17 protein-coding genes are annotated in these 16,516 nt (G+C 70.0%); 9 read left to right on the top strand and 8 right to left on the bottom strand.

The features are described 5' to 3' along the window. Window positions 1-61: 61 nt before the first annotated feature. Entirely contained in the window at window positions 62-2,620 is a 2,559-nt protein-coding gene (gene pepN / locus Aiant_RS27440; RefSeq protein WP_189329698.1) for an aminopeptidase N, read from the top strand. Window positions 2,621-2,791: 171 nt separating this feature from the next. Beyond that, window positions 2,792-3,337 carry a Uma2 family endonuclease gene (locus Aiant_RS27435; protein WP_189329784.1) on the top strand — a complete coding sequence of 182 codons (546 nt, stop codon included), beginning with the start codon at window positions 2,792-2,794 and terminating at the stop codon, window positions 3,335-3,337. A 10-nt stretch (window positions 3,338-3,347) separates the two neighbouring features. On the opposite strand, the gene Aiant_RS27430 is transcribed toward Aiant_RS27435, so the two are convergent. After that, window positions 3,348-3,737, bottom strand: a complete 390-nt coding sequence (locus Aiant_RS27430; RefSeq protein WP_229829920.1) for a DUF5130 family protein — start codon at window positions 3,735-3,737, stop codon at window positions 3,348-3,350. After that, window positions 3,724-4,008 (bottom strand): aa3-type cytochrome oxidase subunit CtaJ, encoded by a 285-nt coding sequence (gene ctaJ / locus Aiant_RS27425; RefSeq protein WP_189329696.1) that lies wholly within the window; start codon window positions 4,006-4,008, stop codon window positions 3,724-3,726. Before ctaJ ends, Aiant_RS27430 begins: the two co-directional genes overlap by 14 nt. A 202-nt stretch (window positions 4,009-4,210) precedes the next feature. On the opposite strand from ctaJ, the gene Aiant_RS27420 reads away from it, so the two are divergent. Together Aiant_RS27420 and Aiant_RS27415 are read left to right on the top strand one after the other, a co-directional pair. Continuing rightward, window positions 4,211-4,693 carry a hypothetical protein gene (locus Aiant_RS27420; RefSeq protein ID WP_189329695.1) on the top strand — a complete coding sequence of 161 codons (483 nt, stop codon included), beginning with the start codon at window positions 4,211-4,213 and terminating at the stop codon, window positions 4,691-4,693. Between the two features lie 7 nt (window positions 4,694-4,700). Beyond that, on the top strand, window positions 4,701-5,489 hold the full coding sequence (locus Aiant_RS27415; protein ID WP_189329694.1) for a class F sortase: 789 nt from the start codon (window positions 4,701-4,703) through the stop codon (window positions 5,487-5,489). Window positions 5,490-5,493: 4 nt separating this feature from the next. On the opposite strand, the gene Aiant_RS27410 is transcribed toward Aiant_RS27415, so the two are convergent. Continuing rightward, the gene (locus tag Aiant_RS27410) at window positions 5,494-6,048 is read right to left on the bottom strand and encodes an HNH endonuclease (protein WP_185039931.1); all 555 of its coding nucleotides are present in this window, start codon (window positions 6,046-6,048) and stop codon (window positions 5,494-5,496) included. Between the two features lie 156 nt (window positions 6,049-6,204). Here Aiant_RS27410 and Aiant_RS27405 point away from each other — a divergent pair, with 156 nt between their 5' ends. The 4 genes from Aiant_RS27405 (at window position 6,205) to Aiant_RS27390 (ending at window position 10,607) form a co-directional block, all read left to right on the top strand. Further along, on the top strand, window positions 6,205-7,311 hold the full coding sequence (locus Aiant_RS27405; RefSeq protein WP_189329693.1) for a mechanosensitive ion channel family protein: 1,107 nt from the start codon (window positions 6,205-6,207) through the stop codon (window positions 7,309-7,311). A gap of 316 nt (window positions 7,312-7,627) precedes the next feature. Next, window positions 7,628-8,836, top strand: coding sequence for an MFS transporter (locus Aiant_RS27400; protein WP_229829919.1), 1,209 nt, complete (start codon window positions 7,628-7,630; stop codon window positions 8,834-8,836). 39 nt (window positions 8,837-8,875) lie between these two features. Continuing rightward, window positions 8,876-9,283, top strand: a complete 408-nt coding sequence (locus Aiant_RS27395) for a globin (RefSeq protein WP_189329691.1) — start codon at window positions 8,876-8,878, stop codon at window positions 9,281-9,283. 61 nt (window positions 9,284-9,344) lie between these two features. Beyond that, a complete protein-coding gene (locus Aiant_RS27390; protein WP_189329690.1) occupies window positions 9,345-10,607 on the top strand; it encodes a PKD domain containing protein in 1,263 nt (420 codons plus the stop codon). A 4-nt stretch (window positions 10,608-10,611) separates the two neighbouring features. Here Aiant_RS27390 and Aiant_RS27385 read toward each other — a convergent pair whose 3' ends face one another. The 5 genes from Aiant_RS27385 to Aiant_RS27365 form a co-directional block, all read right to left on the bottom strand. Then, entirely contained in the window at window positions 10,612-11,193 is a 582-nt protein-coding gene (locus Aiant_RS27385; protein WP_189329689.1) for a type III secretion system chaperone family protein, read from the bottom strand. 129 nt (window positions 11,194-11,322) lie between these two features. After that, entirely contained in the window at window positions 11,323-11,982 is a 660-nt protein-coding gene (locus tag Aiant_RS27380; protein WP_189329688.1) for a DUF8185 domain-containing protein, read from the bottom strand. Continuing rightward, window positions 11,979-12,344, bottom strand: a complete 366-nt coding sequence (locus Aiant_RS27375; RefSeq protein WP_229829938.1) for an acyl-CoA thioesterase — start codon at window positions 12,342-12,344, stop codon at window positions 11,979-11,981. Before Aiant_RS27375 ends, Aiant_RS27380 begins: the two co-directional genes overlap by 4 nt. Window positions 12,345-12,387: 43 nt before the next feature. Continuing rightward, entirely contained in the window at window positions 12,388-14,064 is a 1,677-nt protein-coding gene (ettA, locus tag Aiant_RS27370; protein WP_189329686.1) for an energy-dependent translational throttle protein EttA, read from the bottom strand. Between the two features lie 114 nt (window positions 14,065-14,178). Further along, window positions 14,179-14,670 (bottom strand): hypothetical protein, encoded by a 492-nt coding sequence (locus tag Aiant_RS27365; protein ID WP_189329685.1) that lies wholly within the window; start codon window positions 14,668-14,670, stop codon window positions 14,179-14,181. A gap of 164 nt (window positions 14,671-14,834) precedes the next feature. Here Aiant_RS27365 and Aiant_RS27360 point away from each other — a divergent pair, with 164 nt between their 5' ends. Next, window positions 14,835-16,235, top strand: coding sequence for an alpha,alpha-trehalose-phosphate synthase (UDP-forming) (locus tag Aiant_RS27360; protein WP_189329684.1), 1,401 nt, complete (start codon window positions 14,835-14,837; stop codon window positions 16,233-16,235). The last annotated feature ends 281 nt before the right edge of the window (window positions 16,236-16,516 follow it).

Below are 16,516 nucleotides of genomic sequence, written 5' to 3'. Positions count from 1 at the left end.
TGCGAGAGTGGCGCGGCGCATAGGCTGCGAGGAAACGCAGTCAGCTCGAAGGAGAGTGCACGTGGCCGGTGTTCACAACCTGACCCAGGTCGAGGCTGCGGAGCGGAGTCGTCTGCTCGAGGTGACCGCTTACGACATCAGCCTCGACCTGACCGACGGAAACGGCAACCCCGGGTCCGACACCTTCCGCTCCACCACCACCGTCTCGTTCCGGTGCGGCGAGCCCGGCGCCGAGACGTTCATCGAGGCCGCGGCGGCGAAACTGCACAGCGCCACGCTGAACGGCGCGCCGCTCGACCTGAGCACCTGGTCGGCCGAGAAAGGCCTCCCGCTGCCCGGCCTGGCCGAGACCAACGTCCTGGTCGTCGAGGGTGACTTCGCCTACTCGGCGAGCGGCCAGGGTCTGCACCGCAGCGTGGACCCGGTGGACAAGGAGATCTACCTCTACAGCCAGTTCGAGACCGCGGACGCGCAGCGGGTCTACGCGGCGTTCGACCAGCCCGACCTGAAGAGTGTCTTCACCTGGCACGTGACCGCGCCGAACCACTGGAAAGTGGTCTCGAACATGCCGGTCGAGCGGGAGGAGCCGGTCGGCGCGGGCGCGCGGACGGTCCACTTCGCCGAGTCGGCGCGGATGAGCACGTACATCACGGCGATCTGCGCCGGGCCGTTCCACGAGGTCCGCGACTCGCACGACGGCATCGAGCTGGGCGTCTTCTGCCGCGCCTCGATGGCCCGCCACCTGGACGCCGACGACCTGTTCCTGATCACCAAGCAGGGCTTCGACTTCTTCCACGAGCAGTTCGGGGTGCGGTACCCGCTGCCGAAATACGACCAGCTGTGGGTGCCGGACTTCAACGCCGGCGCGATGGAGAACTTCGGCTGCGTCACGCACGCCGAGGCGCACTACATCTTCCGCTCGCAGGTCACCGACTACGAGTACGAGCAGCGGGCGAACACGATCCTGCACGAGCTCGCCCACATGTGGTTCGGCGACCTGGTCACCATGCGCTGGTGGAACGACCTGTGGCTGAACGAGTCGTTCGCCGAGTGGGCCAGCCACTGGTGCAACGCCGAGGCCACCCGGTTCAGCGACGCCTGGTCGACGTTCCTGGCCATGCGCAAGGCCTGGGGTTACCGGCAGGACCAGCTCTCCTCCACCCACCCGGTCTACTGCGAGATGCCCGACCTGGAGGCGGTCGAGGTCAACTTCGACGGCATCACGTACGCCAAGGGCGCCAGCGTCATCAAGCAGCTCGTCGCGTACGTCGGCCTGGAGCCGTTCCTCACCGGCCTGCGGGAGTACTTCACCAAGCACGCCTGGGGCAACGCCACCTTCGACGACCTGCTCACCGACCTGGAGACGGCGTCCGGCCGGGAGCTGCGCAAGTTCGCCGCGCAGTGGCTGGAGACCGCGCAGGTCAACACGCTGCGCCCGGTCGTCGGACTGGACGACCAGGGCCGCTACACCAGCGTCGCGGTGCTCCAGGAGGCGCCGGCCGGTTACCCGACGCTGCGTACCCACCGGCTCGCCATCGGCCTCTACGACCTGGACGGCGAGCGGCTGGTGCGGCGCGACCGGATCGAGGTGGACGTGACCGGCGACCGGACCGAGATCGCCGAGCTGACCGGGGTCCAGGCGCCGGACGTGCTGCTGCTCAACGACGACGACCTGACCTACGCGAAACTGCGGCTGGACGAGCGCTCGATGGGCGTGCTGGTCGAGCACATCGCGGGCTTCGAGTCCTCGCTGCCGCGGGCGCTGTGCTGGGCCGCCGCCTGGGACATGCTGCGCGACGCCGAGCTGGCCGCCCGTGACTACGTGCAGCTGGTCTGCTCGGGCCTGCCGGCCGAGACCGACATCAACCTGACCACGGCCACCCTGCGGCAGGCGGCCGGCGCGCTGGTCAGCTTCGCCGACCCGGAGTGGGCGCCGACCGGCTGGGGCATGCTGGCGGAGCTGGCCACGGCGCAGCTCGCGGCCGCCGAGGCGGGCAGCGGCTGGCAGCTGACCTGGGCGCGGGCCTACATCACCGCGGCACGCACGCCGGAGCAGGCCGAGGTGCTGCGCGGCTGGCTCAGCGGCGGCACGAAGCCTGCGGGCCTGGTCGTCGACACCGAGCTGCGCTGGTCGCTGCTCCAGGCGCTGGCCGCGATCGGCGCGGCGACCGAGTCGGAGATCGACGACGAGGTGGCCGGGGACAAGACGGCCAGCGGTGAGCGGGAGGCGGCGATCGCCCGCGCGCTGCTGCCGACGCCGGAGAACAAGGCCCGGGTGTGGGCCGAGCTGACCGGCCCGCAGACGCCGCCGAACTGGCTCAACCGGTCGCTGCTGCAGGGCTTCCAGAGCACCCGCCAGGTGGCCCTGACGGCGCCGTACGCGGAGAAGTTCTTCGCGGTGGTGGACGACGTGTGGGCCCGCTCGGACAGCGAGCCGGCGCAGGAGTTCGCCACCCTGGCGTACCCGACCTTCCAGATCAGCGAGGAGACGGTCGCGCTGACCGACGCCTGGCTGGCGCAGGACGGGCACCCGGCGTCGCTGCGGCGGCTGGTCGCGGAGGGGCGGGACGGGATCCTCCGGGCGCTCAAGGCGCGGGCGAAGGACAGGAGCGCAAGCTGATTTTCGTACGCAAATAGCAGTTTGAAGGGCCTCGTCCGGTTTACCGGGCGAGGTCTTTTCTTCGTAAAGGCCCGGTAACTCGCCGGCAACAACGCTGAGTGAGTAGGCTTTCACTCCGCGGCGTCGGAGCCGGCCCGCTCTCACCGGCGATGCTGGAGGTGGCGCGTGACGATGCTGAGCCAGGGCTCGCCGATGCGGTGGACCGCGCCCGACGGCCGATGGACCGAGCCGGACCTGCATCTGTTCCCGCAGGACGGTCATCGGTACGAGATCGTCGACGGCAGCCTGCACGTCACCCCGCCCCCGCTGGACCCGGCACACGACGCCGTGGTCGACGCGGTGGTGCTCGCCCTGCGCGCGGCCGCCCCGCCGGACTGGTGGGTGTGCGCCCGGCTCGGCGTGGAGATTGGCGCCAGCAGCCTGGTGCCGGACGTGACCGTGCTGCGCCCGCGCTCGTCCGGGGCGATCTGGGTGGATCCGGCCGACGTGGCCCTGGTCGTCGAGGTGGAGTCACCCGAGACGCGGCGTTACGACCGTCTGCTCAAACCGGCGGTGTACGCGGCCGCCGGCATCCCCGGTTACTGGCGGATCGAGCCGGGCGCGGCGCTGGCCGTGCACGCACTGGACGGCGCGGCATACCGCGAGATCCAGCGCGTCGAGGGCGCCGAGCCGGTGAAACTCGACGCCCCGTACCCGATCCGGGTAAGCGGTTTCTGAGACGGGAGGATCAGGAGCGGCCGGCGTGCGAGGCCAGCTGGTCCAGGCCGATCAGCAGGCCGCCGACCAGGTCACCGCCGGCGAACGAGCCGGCCATGCCGAAAGCGGCCAGTTTCGCGTCCCGGTCGGTGATCCGCTTACGGGCCTCGTCGCCCGTGACGATCTCCAGCCGGCGCTGGCTCGGGGAGACCGCGAGCAGCACCGCCTTGTGCGGGTTCGCGATCTGGCTGTGCAGTTTCTCGGCGGACTCGCGGATCGGCTCCTCGAGCTCACCGAGGTAGATGCTGAAGGTCAGGCCGGTGGCCCGGTCGGCGATCCGCAGCGCCTCGTCGAGGCGCAGCAGCTGACGGGTCGTGAACGGACCTTCGCGGTCGGCCTCGACCAGCTCACCACTTGTCACTTGCGCCTCCTGTCGGGCCGGGCCGGACCGGAGCGCCGGAACTGTCCTCGATGACCAGTCCGCGCTCGATCGCCGGAGTGTCATGGCCGGCCGCGGCGGCGCGCGCGGGTGTAGCCATGAACCACATCGGCGCGAACTCGTATGGCCGGCCGGGACGGTACCGCTTGGACGGCTTGCCCTTGCCGGAGCCGGCGAACACGATGGCCGCCACCGTGCCGATGACCGCGGCCGGGATGATCACATAGACCAGAACGGTTGTGATTACAGACAACTGAACGCCCCCAGGCGCCGGTGATCCATTTTGAGGTTGAACATCAATCACGGTAGCGGAGCACGAGTCGTGCCGGACCGTCGGGTCTCGAACCGGGGTCTCACGCCGTCGGGATCTACGCGGAATGTGCGTCCCGGTGCGAAAATCACCTTCACGCGCCGTCCGCGTACTTTCGGACCGCGAACGGCGAGAGGGGGATTCCATGCGATGGATCGGTTCCGCCGCCGCTGCCGCGATGATCCTGGCAGCGACCCTGTTCCCGGCGTCCGCCGCGCAGGCCGCGGCCGTCTTCCTCGAGCTCAACCCCAGCACGGTGCGCGCCGGTGACCAGGTGTCGGTGCGCGCCTCCTGCGAGGACAACCTGAAACCCGCGACGGTCACCGTCGTCGAGATCGGGCCGATCCGGGCCAAGCCCGACTTCGGGTTCCTGACCGCGACCGCGAAGGTGCCGGGCGACACCCCGGCCGGCGACTACAAGGCCACCCTGCAATGCCCGAGCGGACAGACCGCGACCGCCACCCTGCACGTGGTCGCCAAGGTGGAGCCGAGCCGCGGGCCGGCCACCGGCGGCGGCGGGACGGCCCCGGAGCGGGTCGCGCCGCTGCTGGTCGGCGGCGGCCTGGTCGTGATGCTCGCCGGGCTGGCCCTGGCCGGGCTGGCGATCCGCCGCCGGCGGCTGGGCTGAGGCCGCGGTGACGGAGGAGACGAAGCGACCGCCGCGCATGCCCGAGGCGGTCGCCAGGAAACAGCCTGCCCAGGTGATCGGGGCGCCGCCGCCGGGCGTGGTGACCGGGCCGCTGCCGACACCGCCGTCGCAGGCCGGCCGGAGCCGGCGCAAACCGGTGCAGCCCGGCCGGCCGCGTCGCCGCCGGCGCCGGCGGCTCGGCATCGGCTGGATCGCGCTGATCCTGTTCTTCATCGGACTGTTCGCGGTCGGCATGGGACTCGGCGTGGCGACCGGCTTCGACCTCGGGATGTTCCAGGAGCCGGACAAGCCGCCGCCGCGGGCCTTCCCGGTGCTCGACCCGAGCCGGCCGCAGCGGCTGAGCATCCCGGACCTGGACGTGGACGCGCCGGTGTTGGAGGTCGGGCGGGCCGGTGACGGGTCGATCGACGTGCCGCCGCTGAAACGGCACAACGAGGTCGGCTGGTTCGACGGCGGGCCGACACCCGGGCAGTTCGGGCCGGCGCTGTTCGTCGGGCACGCGGACACCCGGACCGGGCCGTCGGTCTTCCACGACCTGGGCCGGCTCAAGCCGGGACAGCGGATCGAGGTACGCCGGGCGGACGACACGATCGCCGTGTTCGAGGTGAACTCGGTGGAGCACTACGACAAGGACCGGCTGCCCGTGCACCGCGTGTACGGCGACTACAGCCGGCCCTCGTTGCGCCTGATGACCTGTGGGGGCAGGTGGCTCGGTGGCGACCAGGGTTACTCGGACAACGTGGTGGTGTACGCGTTCCTGGTCGACTCCCGATAAAAGATCACGCCGCCTCGGCGTCGGCCAAGGCGGCGTGGTGATCGGGCAGGTCCAGCCAGTCCATCCAGCGGGGGTCGGGCGTGCGGTGCCCGAGCACCCGCCAGGCGACCCCGCGTGGGGCCTGCGGTATCGAATGGAGCCGCCAGCCCAGCTCGGCGGGGGTCTTGTCACCCTTGCTGTGGTTGCACTTGGCGCAGGCCGCCACGACGTTCTCCCAGGCGTGCAGGCCGCCACGGCTGCGCGGGAAGACGTGGTCGATGGTCTCGGCGGAACCCCGGCAATACGCACACCGGCCGCCGTCGCGGGCGAAGATGGCGCGCCGGGAGAGTCCGACATGGGTGCGATAGGGCACCTTCACATACCGGGTGAGGCGGACCACGGAAGGGACCGGGAGTTGCTCGTGCGCGCTGTGCAGGATGCCATCGCCGTCGGACACGCACTCGGCCTTGTCGGTGAGCACGAGGATGGTCGCTCGACGCACCGATACGACGCACAGCGGCTCGTAGGTAGCGTTCAGCACTAACGCGGAAGAGCCCACTGTGGGTCGTATGTCAGGCATCGCGATCACCCTTCCGGTGTCAGTTGCTGGTGCGCGCTCCTGTAGCTCAGCCGTGTGTGATCTGGGCCTCGCAGACGAAGCCTGTGCGCCAATAGTCCCTGATGGATGACCAAATTGCGAGCACAATCTGTGGCCAAGCGGTAAACGTCTGACGTCATGCACCCAGCCGGACCCGGTACCTTGCTTGGCGTGCTGCAAGCTGACCCATCCCCCTCCGTCTCGGTGGATATCGACCTGACCAAGTCCTGCAACTCCGACGCGGTGTGCAGCTGGCTGATCGAGAAAGCGGACGTGAGCCCGTGGCTCGCCAAGAGCGGCTACCTGTTCATCGTCAAGCCGCTCCGGGTCATCATGATCGTCCTGATCGCGATGCTGATCCGCTGGCTGCTGCACCGGATGATCTCCCGGCTGACCGCCAGCACCTCGCGGGCCGCGATGCCGGCCCTGCTGAAACCGCTCAAGGAGCGGGCGGACGTCACTGCCGAGGACGCGCAATACATCCCGGAGCGCCGCCGCCAGCGCGCCGAAGCGATCGGCTCGGTGCTGCGCAGTTTCGTCAGTGCCGTCGTCTTCACCATGGCCGCCCTGCTGGTGCTAGGCGAGTTCGGCTTCAATCTGGCCCCGCTGCTGGCCAGCGCCGGCATCGTCGGCGTCGCCCTCGGCTTCGGCGCGCAGAGCCTGGTCAAGGACTTGATAGCCGGCCTGTTCATGCTCCTGGAGGACCAGTACGGCGTCGGCGACACGGTCGACCTGGGCGAGGCCACCGGCGTGGTGGAGAGCGTCGGCCTGCGGATCACCACGGTCCGTGACACCCGCGGCGTGCTCTGGTACATCCGCAACGGCGAGATCGTCCGGGTCGGCAACAAGAGCCAGGGCTGGGCGATGGTGGTGATCGACATCCCGATCGGCTTCGTCAGCTCGGAGGAGGCGGTCGCGGTGCTGAAGGAGGCCGCCGACGCGGTCGCCGGCCACCCGGAGCACCAGAAGGAGTTCATCGAGCCGCCGGACGTGGTCGGCGTGGAGACGCTGACCGTGGACGGGGCGACGATCCGGACCATCGCCAAGACCACCGCCGACAGTCAGGCGACCGTGCAGCGGGAGCTGCGCCGCGCGCTGACCGAGGCGCTGGAGAACACCGGGCTGTCCGAGCGGATCGCCGCGTCCCGGCTGGTGCCGCGTTCCGCGGTGCCCCCGGCCTGGTACCCGGGCGGCGAAAATTCCTCGTCTTCGATGGGTGAACAGCGCCCCGGCGGAGCGTCCTGACCTGCGCCTACGCTAGATACATCGGTTACAACCTCCGCCGAACGGCCGAAAATCGGGCCAACCGCCCTAGCATCGACTAGGACGATCGGGCAGAATCCGGTAAAGCTTCTGCACATGCATAGGCACGTTCGCGTCGGCTGACCCGTGGACGCGTGCGGCCGTCGCCGGGCTCTCGGCGATCGTCGAGAGCGATGGAGGACACGTGGCCAACGCCCCGGAAGAACCCAAACCAGCCCCGGCGGCTACGGAAGGTGACAGACAGGTCACTTTCCGTAGCCTTTTCCGGCTGCGGGAGTACCGGGCGATCTACTCCTCGATGGTGATCAGCTGGCTCGGCGACTACCTGTCCCGGGCCGCCGTCACCGTCCTGGTGTACCAGCAGACCCGCTCGGTGCTGCTCTCCGCGATCTCGTTCGCCATCGGCTACCTGCCGTGGATCCTGCTCGGCCCGGTGCTCTCCGCTCTCGGCGACCGGTATCCGCACCGCCGGGTGATGGTCTTCTGTGACCTGTTCCGGATGTCGCTGACCGCCCTGCTGCTGATCCCCGGCCTGCCGACGCCGCTGGTGCTGCTGGTGATCCTGGTCGCCAGCCTGGCCACCCCGCCCGCGCAGGCGGCCCGCTCGGCGGTGATGCCGCTGGTGGTCGGCCGGGAGCGGCTCACCCTGGCGATCGCCACCGGCAACACCACCGGCCAGGCCGCCCAGGTCGTCGGTTACCTGATCGGCGCCACCATGGCGGTCGGGCTGAGCCCGCGGGTCGCGCTCGCCCTGGACGTGTGCAGCTTCGCCCTGTCGGCGCTGCTGATCGCCACCCAGGTGCGGGCCCGTCCGGCCGCGGTGGCCGCGTCGGAGCGCCGGCACCTGCTGCGCGAGACCGCCGAGGGCTTCGGGCTGGTCTTCGGCAACGAGGTGCTGCGCTCGATCGCGATCGTGGTGTTCACGGTGATCGCCTTCGCGGTGGTGCCGGAGAGCCTCGCCGCGTCCTGGGCCGCCGAGGCCACCCCGGACGGCACCTCGCAGGGGCTCGCCCAGGGCATGATCATGGCGGCCGGCCCGTGCGGGTACGTCCTCGGCGGCCTGCTCTTCACCCGCCTGGTCCCCGCCGAGCGCCGCTGGCGGCTGCTCCCGATGCTGGCCGTCGCCACTCCCCTGGTGCTGATCCCGACCCTGGTCAACCCACCGACCGTGGTGGCCGCGGCACTGATCCTGGTCTCCGGGATGACCCAGGGCGCACAGATGCCGGCGCTCAACGGATCGTTCGTGCTGGCCCTGCCGGCGAGCCACCGGGCCCGCGCGTTCGGGGTGATGAACAGCGGCATCCAGACCAGCCAGTTCCTCGCGGTCGGGATCACCGGACTGCTCGCCGACCGCTTCCACGTGCCCGCCGTGGTCGGCGGCTGGAGCGTCGCCGGCACGATCGCGCTGCTCGTGGTCGCGGCCTCCTGGCCGAACCGGGAGAAGTTCCTCGCCGCCGAGAAAGCCGCCGAGCGGGCGGCCGCCCCGGTGGCCGAACCCACAGGGTAGGCCGCGGGCGTTCCAGCGGGCGGCTGGCAGGATGGAACGGTGAGCGCACCCGTACCGGAAGAGGTCACCTTCTTCACCGCCGTCGGTGGTGAGGAGACGTTCCGCCGCCTCGTCGACAAGTTCTACGAGGGCGTCGCGCAGGACCCGCTGCTGCGGCCGATGTATCCCGAGGAGGATCTCGGCCCGGCCGCCGACCGGCTGACCCTCTTCCTGATGCAGTACTGGGGCGGGCCGAACACCTACTCCGCCAGCCGCGGCCACCCCCGGCTGCGGATGCGGCACGCGCCGTTCCGGGTCGGCCCGGCCGAGCGGGACGCCTGGCTGGCGCACATGCGGGTGGCGGTCGACTCGCTCGGCCTGGAGCCGCGGCTGCACACCATGCTCTGGGACTACCTGGAGCGCGCCGCCTATTTCATGGTGAACACCATGGATCCGGCGCACGGATAGTCACGCCGTTCCCGGGTGGCTCGTTGATCGGATTGTCCATCCACGATCCGGGAGCCGCCCCATGCGTCGTCGCCACCTGGCCGTCGCCACCGTTTTCCTCACCGCCCTGGGCGGATTCCCACCGCCCGCGATGGCCGACATCACGCAGTCCGCGATCGTCTCCAGCAACCCGGTCGACTGGACCCCGCACGTGCTGGACGGCACCGTCTGGTCGCTGGCGGTGGTCGGTGACACGGTGATCGTCGGTGGCGCGTTCACCAAGGTCGCGGACAGCAGCCGGCGCACCACCCTGGCCCGGAAGAACATCTTCGCGTTCGACCTGCACGACGGCACGATCCGGTCGTTCGCGCCGGAGGTGGACGGCGCGATCTACTCGCTGGCGCCGGGCGCCGACGGGACGGTCTACGCCGGGGGCGCCTTCAAGACCGTGAACGGCGCCTCGTCGCGCGGGCTGACCCGGCTCTGGCTGGGCAGCGGCAACCGGGACACCACGTTCAAGGCCCGGGTCAACTGGGGTGACGTGCGGGCCCTGGCGACCCGGGGCGACGACCTGTACGCCGCCGGCACGTTCTCCGCGATCAACGGGACCGGGCGGGTCGGCCTGGCCCGGATGAACGCCGAGACCGGCGCCGTCGACCAGGACTTCGACGCGCACCTGGCCGGGCCGGGGCTGAGCCGGACCCGGGTCGAGCACTTCGACGTCACCGCCGACGGGCGCAAGCTGGTCGCGGTCGGCGCGTTCCTCAAGGCCGGCACCGCGGACCGCACCCAGATCGCACTCTTCGACGTCGGTGGCTCCTCGGCGCAGCTCACCGGGTGGTACACGCGGGCGTACGAGCCGCAGTGCATGAAGGGCTTCGACACCTACCTGCGGCAGGTGAAGTTCTCCCCGGACGGCTCCTACTTCGTGGTCGCCGCGACCGGCCGGGCGTCCTCGGCGCAGAAGCTCTGCGACTCCGCCGCCCGCTTCGAGACGAACCGGACCGGCGAACAGCGCCCGACCTGGGTGCAGCGCACCGGCGGGGACTCGCTGTACGCGGTCGCGATCACCGGACCGGCCGTTTACCTGGGCGGGCACCAGCGCTGGTTCGACAACCCGTACGGCACCGACGGCAACGGCCCGGGGCCGGGCGCGGTCTCCCGGCCGGGCATCGGCGCGGTCAGCCCGGCCACCGGCAAGGCGCTGTCCTGGAACCCGACCCGCTCGCGCGGTGTGGGGGTGCGGGCCTTCCTCACCGTGCCGCGCGGGCTGCTGGTCGGCTCGGACACCGATCAGCTGGGCAAGGAGTACCACGGCCGGCTGGGGATGTTCCCCCTGGACTGACCGCTCAGAGCAGGGCGCCCTCGTCGTGCAGCCAGTCGACGAACGACGTCGCGACGGCGGCGCCACAGTCCAGCAGCTCGACCAGGAGGGTGTCGTGGGTGCCGGCGGCGAGCGGCACCTGCAGCTCTGCGTAGATCGGCAGCTGGCCGCGCTCGGTCGGATCCCCCACATACGCCTTGCAGAAGCGGCGGGTGTGGTTCCACTCGTTGACCACCCGGTACGCCCGATCCGCCCAGTCCGGCGGCACCGTCGCATGCGGACGCGCCCGCATCACCAGGATCTCGTCGTCCGGACCCTCCAGGGTGAACAGCACCGCGTGCCGCTCCCACATGGCGAGCAGGCTGCCGCCGCCGTCGGCGAGGAATCGGATGTCCAGCAGGTCGAGCGCTTTGCCGATGCGCGTCAGCGACACCGGCTCGACCAGATCGGAGGATCCGGTCGCAGGCAGTTCGGACGGAACGGTGGTCCGGCTCGGCTCGCGCTGGGCCGGGACACCGACGCGGACGGTGCTCTGCACCGCCACTTCGCCACCGGTATCCGGCTCGTCACCCGCGGCCGATCCCGGACGCCATGACCACCACGGCATCGTGTGCACCTCACTCCCCAACAGACCCACTGCCGGACGTAGCAGTAGATCCGAGGGCCGACGGTACCCGGACCGTTCCTGAAGGTCATCCCCCCAACGGGAGGGCGGGACCGGAAGGACTATGCGACCTCACCCTTTCGGGTGAGTCGTCATCGTCATAACAGTCAATTTGTGGGCGCTCTGTCGCCAAGCGACTCCATATGGTGCCGAAATTCCTACCCAACTGCCCGCGCGGCGCACTCGCGCCGCGGCCGGCTCGGGGTCCTTCGGACCGAGGAAACCCATCCGGGCAACCGCTTGCACGAGTCGCTGGGAGATCTCGACCGGGGCGCCGCCCTCCGGCGTGACGACCAGTGCCACGTGATCGAGAAGCGCGTCCCGGACCGCCCGCTGCCCGACCGCCCGGCCGTCCACCCCGCTCGCGGTCACCTCCCGCAGCGTGCCGGCGGCCGCTGCGGCGAGCCGGATCAGCTCGGCACCGGTGACCTCCTCGATGGCCTGGCTGGCGGCCGGCGGCAACGGCCAGCGCCACTGGGTGTCGCGCCGCTCCGGCAACTCCTCGCCACCGGCGGCGAGCACCGCGAGCAGGGCGGCCGCCGAGACCGTCGCGTCGCCCGGGCCGGGCCCTGCCACCTCGCGGGTGACCAGCACGTCCCAGGGCAGGTGCGCCCAGAGCGCGGTGCGGCCGCCGACTGATCGCAAACGGACCGGGGCGGCCGGATCCAGCCGGGTCAGCCGGGCCAGGAACGCGCCCGCGTCGGGAACCCCGAGCAGGCCGTGCCCACTCATGACCGGATCCGGTAGGGCGTCAGGAAGTCCCTCTCCTCGGCGGAGAGCCGCCGCGGGTGACCCTCGGCCAGGTTGTACGGCACGCAGACCGAGCGGGCCCGCGAGGCCAGCACCCCGTCGTCGAAGAGCTCGTAGTCCACCGTGAACGAGGCCGCTTTGAGCTCCGAGACCCACATCTCGATCCGCACCGGATCGCCGAAGTCGACCGGCCGCAGATAGTCGATCTCGTGGCGGGCGATCACGATGCCCTCCTCGAACGAGCCGAGCCCGTGCTTGCGGGCCCCGACGAAGAACATCGCGACGCGCGCCTCCTCGTACAGCGTGAGGAAGCGCGCGTTGTTGACGTGCCCGTACGCGTCCATGTCGGACCAGCGCACGGGCACGTCGTAGACGAAACGACCAGAATCAGTCACGAGTGAGCTTGCGGTAGGTCACCCGGTGCGGGCGGGCCGCCTCGGCGCCGAGCCGGTCGATCTTGTTCTTCTCGTACGCCTCGAAGTTGCCCTCGAACCAGAACCACTTGTCCGGGTCCTCGTCGGTGCCCTCCCACGCGAGCATGTGGGTGGCGACCCGGTCGAGGAACATCCGGTCGTGGGAGATGACCACGGCGCAGCCGGGGAACTCCAGCAGCGCGTTCTCCAGGCTGGAGAGGGTCTCGACGTCCAGGTCGTTGGTCGGCTCGTCGAGCAGGATCACGTTGCCGCCGATCTTCAGCGTCATCGCCAGGTTGAGCCGGTTGCGCTCACCGCCGGAGAGGACCTTGGTCGGCTTCTGCTGGTCCGGGCCCTTGAAGCCGAAGGCCGCGACGTACGCCCGGGACGGCATCTCGACCTTGCCGACCATCATGTGGTCGAGCCCGTCGGAGACGACCTCCCACACCGTCTTGGCCGGGTCCAGGCCGGCCCGGCTCTGGTCGACGTAGGACAGCTTGACCGTCTCGCCGATCCGCACCGAGCCCTCGTCCGGCTGCTCCAGCCCGACGATGGTCTTGAACAGCGTGGTCTTGCCGACGCCGTTCGGGCCGATGATGCCGACGATGCCGTTACGCGGCAGCGAGAACGACAGGTGGTCGATCAGCGTCCGCCCGTCGAAGCCCTTGACCAGGTCGCTGACCTCGATGACGGTGTTGCCCAGGCGCGGGCCCGGCGGGATCTGGATCTCCTCGAAGTCCAGCTTCCGGGTCTTCTCCGCCTCGGCGGCCATCTCCTCGTAGCGGTCGAGGCGGGACTTCGACTTGGTCTGGCGCGCCTTGGCGTTCGACCGGACCCACTCGAGCTCCTCGGTGAGGCGCTTCTTGAGCTTGGCGTCCTTGCGGCCCTCGACCGCCAGGCGCTGCGCCTTCTTCTCCAGGTACGTCGAGTAGTTGCCCTCGTACGGGTACGCCCGGCCGCGGTCCAGCTCGAGGATCCAGCCGGCCACGTTGTCCAGGAAGTACCGGTCGTGGGTGATCGCGATGACGGTGCCCGCGTACTTGGCCAGGTGCTGCTCCAGCCAGTGCACGCTCTCCGCGTCCAGGTGGTTGGTGGGCTCATCGAGCAGCAGCAGGTCGGGCGCCTCGAGCAGCAGCTTGCACAGCGCGACCCGGCGGCGCTCACCACCGGAGAGCTGGGTGACGTCGGCGTCCGGCGGCGGGCAGCGCAGCGCGTCCATCGCCAGCTCCAGCTGCGAGTCGATGTCCCACGCGTCGGCGTGGTCCAGCTCCTCCTGGAGCTTGCCCATCTCCTCCATCAGCTCGTCGGTGTAGTCGGTGGCCATCTGCTCGGCGATCTTGTTGAACCGCTCCAGCTTGGCCTTGGTCTCGGCGACCGCCTCCTCGATGTTGCCGAGGACCGTCTTCGCGTCGTTGAGCGGCGGCTCCTGCGCGAGCATGCCGACGGTGTAGCCGGGCATCAGCCGGGCATCGCCGTTGCTCAGCGTCTCGAGCCCCGCCATCACCTTGAGCAGCGTGGACTTACCGGCGCCGTTCGGGCCGACCACACCGATCTTGGCACCCGGCAGGAAGTTCAGCGTCACGTTGTCGAGCACGACCTTGTCGCCGTGCGCCTTGCGCGCCTTTTCCAGGACGTAGATGAACTGGGCCACGGTGTGCCCTACCTCCGCGATCGTGAGTTTTCGGTGCCGGAATCATTTCGGTGCCGGAATCAAAGGACAATCTTTCCAGGTCCCGCGGGCACCGTGAACGTCAACCCCTGGCGGTCACTCCGGCGCCAGGTCCTGCACCCGCGGCTTTCCGGACAGCGGCGTGATCAGCAGACGGTCGTCGTTCAGGTTGAAGATACTCCCGTCGGACGCGGTGCCCTCGTAGCTGCCGTCCGGCTCGTGCACGACGTCACGCAGGAAGAGCGCGGTCTTGCCCTCGATCCAGGTGGCCGACTCGCCGCCCTTGTTGGCGTGGTAGAAGAGCTGCCCCGCCTCGTTCTGGCAGATCCAGATCACCGTGCCGGCGGTGGTGCGGCGCCGCACCACCTGGGACAACGGGCCCGGGATCTGCGAGTGGACGGCGAAGTCCTGGGTCTGCTGCGGGCACAGACCGTCGGTCGGCAGGAGAGAGGGCGGCGCCGACGGGGTATACGAAGGAGCGGCGTCAGTGGTGGGGGACGTCGCCTCCGTGCCGCGGTCCTTCCGCTCGCTGAGCAGATACCCACCGATCATCCCGATGATCGTCAGCAGCACAGTGGCAATCACCACAGGAAAGAAGATCGGGCGCCGCTGCTGGGAATGATCATCGAGGGGGGTCACCGGCACAGGATGACACCCCGCTTCAAAGGCATGAAGAGAGTGGGTACGACCCGGGCTGGCTACGCACAGTAGGCTCGCCTTGGGAACAGAAACCACCCGGAGGTGTACTCAGCGTGGCCCAACGAAGTTCCTTCGTCGTCGTCGCCAACCGTTTGCCCGTGGACGAGGTCATTCTCCCGAGCGGGGAACGACAGTGGCGTCCCAGCCCAGGAGGCCTGGTCACGGCGTTGCATCCGGTGCTCACCGAGCACCGTGGGACCTGGATCGGATGGGCCGGCGGCGACGGTGCCGCCCCGGAGCCGTTCGAATTGGAAGGCATCAACATCCATCCGGTGCCGCTGAGCGCCGACGAACTCGAACGCTATTACGAGGGCCAGTCGAACGCGACGATCTGGCCGCTCTACCACGACGCGGTGGAGACCCCCGTCTACAAACGGCGCTGGCGGGACTCCTATCGCGCGGTCAACCAGCGGTTCGCCGAGGCCGCGGCGGACGTGGCGGCCGAGGGCGCCACCGTCTGGGTGCAGGACTACCAGCTCCAGCTGGTGCCCGCGATGCTCCGGGAGATGCGCCCCGACCTGCGGATCGGCTTCTTCCTGCACATCCCGTTCCCGCCGATCGAGCTGTTCATGCAGATGCCGTTCCGGGCCGAGATCCTGCGCGGCCTGCTCGGCGCCGACCTGGTCGGTTTCCAGCAGCGGCTGGCCGCGCAGAACTTCGTCCGGCTGGCCCGGCACCTGCTCGGCCTGCGTTACGAGGGCCAGTCCATCCAGGTGGACGGGCGCAAGGTGAAAGCCGGCGCGTTCCCGATCAGCATCGACACCCGGGAGATGGAGCGGCTGGCCGCCGACCCGTCGGTGCAGGCCCGGGCCAAACAGATCCGCGCCGAGCTGGGCGATCCGAAAACGGTCATCCTCGGCGTCGACCGGCTGGACTACACCAAGGGCATCGAGCTGCGGCTCAAGGCGTTCCGCGAGCTGCTGGCCGACCAGAAACTCAGTGTCGGCGACGCGGTGATGGTGCAGGTCGCGACGCCCAGCCGGGAGCGCGTCGAGCACTACCAGACGTTGCGGGTCAAGGTGGAGCGCGAGGTCGGCCGGATCAACGGCGAGTTCGGCAAGGTCGGCACCCCGGCCGTGCACTACCTGCACCAATCGGTCAGCAAGCAGGAGCTCGCCGCGATGTACGCGGCCGCCGACGTGATGATGGTGACCCCGCTGCGGGACGGGATGAACCTGGTGGCCAAGGAGTACATCGCCTGCCGCGGCGACACCGGGGGCGCGCTGATCCTCAGCGAGTTCGCCGGCGCCGCCACGGAACTGCGCCAGGCCTTCCTGTGCAACCCGCACGACCCCGACGGCGTGAAGGACGCGCTGCTGCGGGCGATCAACTCGGAGCCGGCCGAACTCAAGCGCCGGATGCGGGTCATGCAGCGCCATCTGCGCACCCACGACGTCGCCCGGTGGGCCCGCACGTTCCTCGACGAGCTCGACGTCGACGAGAAGGACGACTAGGACCACGCTTTCCGGTGCCGGGCCGCTGCGGCCCGGCACCGTCCGTTTCCCGTACGCCCCAAGCCCGGTCCCGCCCCGGTCCCGGCCGCGAGTCACCGTTCCCCGGCTGACCCTGTTCGTCGGGCTGGCACTCAGCGCCCTATTCCGAGCCCGGACAGGGCCACCAGCACCAGCCCGGGTTGTCGGGCTGGCACTCAGCGCCCTACTCCGAGCCCGGACAGGGCCACCAGCACCAGCCCGGGTTGTCGGGCTGGCACTCAGCGCCCTACTCCGAGCCCGGA

Origin of the sequence: Actinoplanes ianthinogenes (genome assembly GCF_018324205.1) — a bacterium.
In the GTDB taxonomy this organism is placed as follows: domain Bacteria; phylum Actinomycetota; class Actinomycetes; order Mycobacteriales; family Micromonosporaceae; genus Actinoplanes; species Actinoplanes ianthinogenes.
The sequence above is the reverse complement of the archived record's forward strand: the minus strand, read 5'-3'. Positions and strand labels throughout refer to the sequence as shown.